5 protein-coding genes and 1 pseudogene are annotated in these 5,467 nt (G+C 46.3%); 2 read left to right on the top strand and 4 right to left on the bottom strand.

Annotation, left to right across the window (positions count from 1 at the left end):
* The 3 genes from H6F50_RS13505 to H6F50_RS13495 all read right to left on the bottom strand — a co-directional run.
* On the bottom strand, positions 1–557 hold a 557-nt coding region (locus H6F50_RS13505), incomplete at its 3' end, for a carbonic anhydrase (protein ID WP_190429088.1).
* Between the two features lie 115 nt (positions 558–672).
* A complete protein-coding gene (locus H6F50_RS13500; protein WP_190412390.1) occupies positions 673–984 on the bottom strand; it encodes a P-II family nitrogen regulator in 312 nt (103 codons plus the stop codon).
* A 4-nt stretch (positions 985–988) separates the two neighbouring features.
* Entirely contained in the window at positions 989–1,960 is a 972-nt protein-coding gene (locus H6F50_RS13495; RefSeq protein ID WP_190412389.1) for a sodium-dependent bicarbonate transport family permease, read from the bottom strand.
* A gap of 220 nt (positions 1,961–2,180) precedes the next feature.
* Between H6F50_RS13495 and H6F50_RS13490 the strand changes: the two are divergent.
* Positions 2,181–2,363: pseudogene (locus H6F50_RS13490) on the top strand (hypothetical protein); the annotation flags it as partial.
* 695 nt (positions 2,364–3,058) lie between these two features.
* The gene (locus tag H6F50_RS27095; RefSeq protein ID WP_242029020.1) at positions 3,059–4,165 is read left to right on the top strand and encodes a HAMP domain-containing sensor histidine kinase; all 1,107 of its coding nucleotides are present in this window, start codon (positions 3,059–3,061) and stop codon (positions 4,163–4,165) included.
* A 195-nt stretch (positions 4,166–4,360) separates the two neighbouring features.
* On the opposite strand, the gene H6F50_RS13480 is transcribed toward H6F50_RS27095, so the two are convergent.
* Positions 4,361–5,380, bottom strand: coding sequence for a glycoside hydrolase family 43 protein (locus H6F50_RS13480; RefSeq protein ID WP_190429086.1), 1,020 nt, complete (start codon positions 5,378–5,380; stop codon positions 4,361–4,363).
* Between the last annotated feature and the right edge of the window lie 87 nt (positions 5,381–5,467).

Raw genomic sequence — 5,467 nt, 5'->3', positions numbered from 1 at the left:
GATTCATCTTTTGTCTTAGCGATCGCAGGTTTGATGGCTTTAACAAAAGAATTCATGCTTCCAGGGAGACGTTCCCCCTGGACTGCGGCAGTGACAGCACCACAGCGTTCGTGACCTAAAACCATAATCACAGGAGTGCTGAGGATAGCTACAGCGTATTCCAAACTGCCAAGCACTTCTGGAGTCACAATATTTCCGGCAACCCGGATATCAAATAAGTCACCGAGTCCTTCATCAAACAAAATTTCCGCAGATACCCGCGAATCCGCGCAGGTTAGCAGCGTTGCAAAAGGGTGTTGTGCTTGGGCAATTTCTTTAATGCGTGCCTCTGATTGATCGGGATGTTTAGCCTTGTGTTGCACAAACCGTTGATTGCCCTCCATCAACCGTTTTAGGGCGGCATCAGGGCTGAGAGGATCAACAGTCGCTGCGATCGCTCGATTTGCTTGCACACCCCAGAATGCACTTCCTGTCACAGCAGCCATCAGTGCTATTCCGCCAGTTCCCGTTAAATTCAAGAAATTGCGCCGCCCCATCAACCCATTGTTTTGATTCATCGCTATTGAAGAAGTAAAAGTTGCAGAATAAACGATTCAAAGTTCAAAGCCGAAGCTAGACTTTATTTTTGTTTTTTAGTTTCTTCAGATTTCACAGAAGATAGAAACAGCCGCCTTACAACGAAGCAACGCATCTCGTCGAGCGAATTTCCATCGCATCAGAAATGTAACAACTGCCTCCAAACTTGTTGAGGATTGGTCGAATAATTTCCACAGCACCTTTAAGTTTTTCTGGCGCACAAAATGCGATGACATAGACATTATCCAGCATCGTCATATCTAAATCTTCAGAACCCCCTCTAAGCCCCTGTCCGGCAACATTTCGGATGACTAGGTGCCCGGTTACACCTGATTTTTTTAAACTGTCTAAAATTTTGCCAAGTTCAACTGAATTTGCAATGACTTCTATTCGTTTAACTGAATGCATGATGTTATCTCCAAAGCATCTCAATGCCGTACAGATATACGGGAATTCCGACAATGATGTTGAAAGGAAACGTTACAGCTAGTGCGGTAGAAACGTACAAGCTAGGATTCGCTTCAGGAACCGTTAAACGCATAGCGGCGGGAACAGCAATATAAGAAGCACTTGCACAAAGTACCGCAAATAAGAGCGCGTCCCCCTTGGGCATTCCGATGAATTTTGCAATCAAAATTCCAATGCCTGCATTGAGGATTGGGATTAGTATTGCAAAAGAAATGAGAAAAACACCCGTTTTTTGCAAGTCCTTAATCCTTCTAGCTGCAACCAACCCCATGTCGAGCAAAAAGAAGGTCAGGATACCGTAGAACAATCCCTGAGTAAAGGGTTCCAAAGTGTGCCAACCGCGTTCTCCAGTTAGGACTCCGATGATCAGGCTACCAACCAGCAGAAATACGGAGCTATTCAGGAAGGCTTCTTGCAACACTTCGGGCCAGGAAAAGTCCCGATCTCCCTGGCTGGGTGTGAATAGATTGACCAGAATCAGCCCGACGATGATAGCCGGAGATTCCATAAGCGCTAGGGCTGCAACCATATAACCATCATAATCAATCCCCAACTCGGTCAAAAAAGCTCCTGCCGTGATAAAAGTTACGGCACTGATGGAGCCATAAGTCGCGGCGATCGCTGCTGCATCGTAGATATCCAGCTTCAGCTTCAGGATAAAAAAGGTATAGATCGGGACGGCACACGCCATCAATACGGCTGCCAGCATGGTGAATATCACTTCCTGGGTTAAGCCGCTTTTAATCAGTTCTACTCCTCCCTTAAAGCCAATGGAAAATAGTAGATAAAGTGACAGTAACTTGGGGAAAGGAGCCGGAATTTCCAGATCCGATTTAACAAAAACTGCCACCATACCTAGAAAGAAGAATAGGATTGGTGGATTTAGGATATTAGAAACGATCAGGCTTGTATCCATATCTACTCCCCATCCTGGATAACCAAGAATTTGAAAAAGGTTTTAATCATGACTGAAGTGACACAGTGGTTCTACGCAACATCTGATGCGTAGAACCACTGTATGGCAATTGAGCCGCTAAAAAGATATAGGAAATTTTTATACTAAGTATAAATAAAACCTTTCTAACTACCGAAATCAGCCGGGAGATGGGTTTGACAAGAACTGAAGTCGCTACTGCAACAACAGCGCCGATTACGGGCGAATTGTAGTGAGAATGGCAGTACCTCCCCAGGAGATGGAGGCGTTGATGCCATTTCTCGATACGTTTAGGCTTAGCTATAGGGATGACAGCCAGAACTCAGGAATCTGTTTTTGGGCTAGGGCGATCGCTCGTATACCGATGACGACCCAGACGCATTAAAAATTGTCAACCCAATTGGTAAAGCGCTTTCATCCAGCCGTTTAGTGCAGTGAGGTGTTAAATCTCATCGTCAGGAAGAGAAACTGACATAATTTTCCCCTGAGAGAGATACACACTAAAGCGATCAGAAAATTGCATTACTGGTTTCTTTTGTCCATCAAGTTCCTCTTCATCAAGTAGCGGTTTGATTGACCAACGCTAGTTTTTAGAATACATTACCAAAAGTATCCGAATTAAAAGGACTTATTGACCAGACATATATGCCCGAATGAAGTGGTAGAAATCGGACTGTAGTAGTTAAAAATAATCCTTGAGCAGTTTTTTTCGCTTACCCTAAAGCTATTGGCAGATAATGTGGCTTCAAAATTATGTTTGCAGTCGGTTTACAGATAATGTGATTTGATTTGCAGCTATTGGGGTTTAGACTAACCTTTTATTTGCAATTTAATGTAGTTTCAGTTTTGTATTGGAAAGCGGTTTGAAGCGTTTGGGTTTGCAGTTCGCTACAATTATATCTTTCTGCTGCTTGTCCAAACTACTTACCATCTTTGGTAATTTAACCTTGTCTGCTACTTGACGGGGTATACAGAGGCATTGCAACTTCTGTTGCTTGCTGCCCGAACCTGCTCAAACTCAATCAAACCCACATCTTGGAAACTTTCCCTTACCTGCACGCATGCAGAGAATCAAGAACGATGTCTAATCAAGCGTCTGACCGTCTTAAGCAAAATGCTGAAAGAATTATGCATCTGTGGGAGGAGCGGGCGCGTGATGAAGTCAAAGCATCAATGCATCATGAGTCTCTTGTCTTACAAAATTCGCTACCTTTGTACTTAAACCAACTGGTAGATGAACTCTCAAACAGGATTGACAGGACACCTGCCCGAATCGCAGCCGACAAGGTAGAAAGCACTCGGATTGGTAAGAAGCATGGGCATGAGCGGGCCGGTTATGCTGACTACTCCATGAGTCAACTCATTTTCGAGTACCACATCCTTCGTCAAGTCATCTTTCAAGTTTTAGAGGAAGAAGCGCCTTTAGACGTGACGGAACGAGACATCATTATCGGCTCCATTGAGCAAGCCGTTAATGACGCTGCCACTCAATTCTCCGAGACGCTGCGAGATATTCAAGAGCTATTTATGGTGACGCTAACTCACGACCTCAGAGGCCCCCTTAATGTTGTAAAAATGGGAACTCAACTGACTCTGCGTCGGGTGGAACGAGGAGATAGCCACGTGGATATAGCCGCGAGGATGCTCAATGCAATCAATCGGCTGGATTCGATGATTCAAAATCTGCTTGATGCAAGTCGGCTGCGGACAGGGCAGAGTTTAAAGATTGAATTTGAAGAATGCGATTTAGAGGTGCTAGTTCAAGAGGTAGTAGAGGATTTGAGCTTCGCTTATGGAGATCGGTTTGTTGTGGTTTGTGATTCTGATATCAGGAGTTATTGCAGCCGTAAAGAAATACGGCGGGTGATTGAAAACTTAGCAGTTAACGCTGTGAAATATGGGGCGTCTGGCACGCCGATTACACTCACGCTTCAGCAAACTGAAACGCAGATCAGCCTTACTATCCATAATGAAGGCGATCCGATTAGCCTAGACGCTCAATCAATCCTATTTCAACAATTTCGTCGAACTATCTCTGCTGAGGAGCAAACGGGATGGGGACTAGGATTATTTTTGGTAAAGAGTATTACTGAAGCACATGAAGGGACGATTGAAGTTGAAAGCGCTGAAGGCAAGGGAACAAGCTTTATCATCAAGTTACCCAAAGTTCCCGATCGGGTGGCATAGTGGCTAAGGTTCTTCGCTGATTTTGGTGAAAAGAAGGACGGTCGCCAATTTCTGTAACCTGGATTCTAGGCTAAAAATCTTTCCAGAGAATTGCCCGTATACATGACACTCCTCAATAGCGATCGCACTTGACATCTTGCCGCCAGCAATCGCTAGAATTGCTTCGGTTTCGGTAAGCGCGATCGCTATTCGCTGTTAGATAGTCTGCGATGTCCAGGTGGGACCATCGCAGCGCGGGCCATCCGCCGTCCAAATCAATTTATCTAAGCACATTCGCCGCGCCGACCTGCCCGTGTCCCAAGCATGGTAAGCGATGTAATCAGTTTTACCATCGGGACCGACAACGATTGAGTTATGACCGGGACCGAGAACGCGATCGACAACAGTTTTCAATACGCGGGGTCCTGCTTCATTCCCCGCATCCGAGTAGGGACCCATGACGCTATCTGCAACGCCATAATCGACACCGTAGTTTTCAGTTTCCCAACGCCCACCGCTGTAAAAGCAGTAGTAGCGATCGCCATGTTTGCGGACGCTTGGGCCTTCTAAGGTATGCCAATCATAGCGATCGCCGTACATCAAACGGTTTGCCAGAAACCGCTGCCAGTCAGAGCGGGCGCGTAAAACAACTTTCCCCTCTCCAGCCAGTTTTGTCATCCCTATCAATCGGTCTACCATCAGCGCCGTTCCAGCCCTTATTCCGCCTTCTGTATCCAAGAAATCGCGGGCGTAGAACAGATACCATTGCCCATCGTCATCCCGAAAGGCATGAGGATCGATGGCGAAAGAACACGATTCAGGGTCTATGAGGGGTTCACCGATGTCTTGATAAGGTCCCAACGGGCGATCGCTCGTTGCAACCCGTAACTGATGCCGCTTGTCTTCGTGTCCTACGGAGTAGTAGAGATAGAACTTGCGATCGCAATAAGCAACTTCGGGTGCCCAATAGTTATCTCCCAAAGCAGCGTCTGGGCGCAGCAGTGCATTACCCGCAAACTCCCAGCTTACAAAGTCCTCAGAGCGCAGGAGGGGAAAGACGCGCCGTTTGCCGATTTCGTCCACCTCTCCCTCTGCTTCTGCTGCACCCGTGCCGATTGCGTAATATACTCCCTCGTGTTCCCAAACAAACGGATCGGCAAAATAGCCGTTGTACACCGGATTGGTGTAGGTGCGCTTGCTAGAGAATTCTTCAGGCGTCGGCTCAAATTGAGACATTAGCGTCCTAATACTTGAAATTCACGTAGGTTTCAACTTTGTTCTCTGGCAACTGCTCTACCACGTGGCACCGCAGTAATTCCCTTA

The organism is Coleofasciculus sp. FACHB-712 (genome assembly GCF_014695635.1).
In the GTDB taxonomy this organism is placed as follows: Bacteria; Cyanobacteriota; Cyanobacteriia; order Cyanobacteriales; family FACHB-T130; genus FACHB-T130.
Note: the sequence above shows the minus strand (reverse complement) of the source record. Positions and strands in the feature narration are given on the sequence as shown.

Excerpts from the sequence above, each read along its gene's own strand:
- H6F50_RS13500 (WP_190412390.1), bottom strand. The coding sequence starts at position 984 with ATGCATTCAGTTAAACGAATAGAAGTCATTGCAAATTCAGTTGAACTT.
- H6F50_RS13495 (WP_190412389.1), bottom strand. The coding sequence starts at position 1,960 with ATGGATACAAGCCTGATCGTTTCTAATATCCTAAATCCACCAATCCTA.
- H6F50_RS27095 (WP_242029020.1), top strand. The coding sequence starts at position 3,059 with ATGTCTAATCAAGCGTCTGACCGTCTTAAGCAAAATGCTGAAAGAATT.
- H6F50_RS13480 (WP_190429086.1), bottom strand. The coding sequence starts at position 5,380 with ATGTCTCAATTTGAGCCGACGCCTGAAGAATTCTCTAGCAAGCGCACC.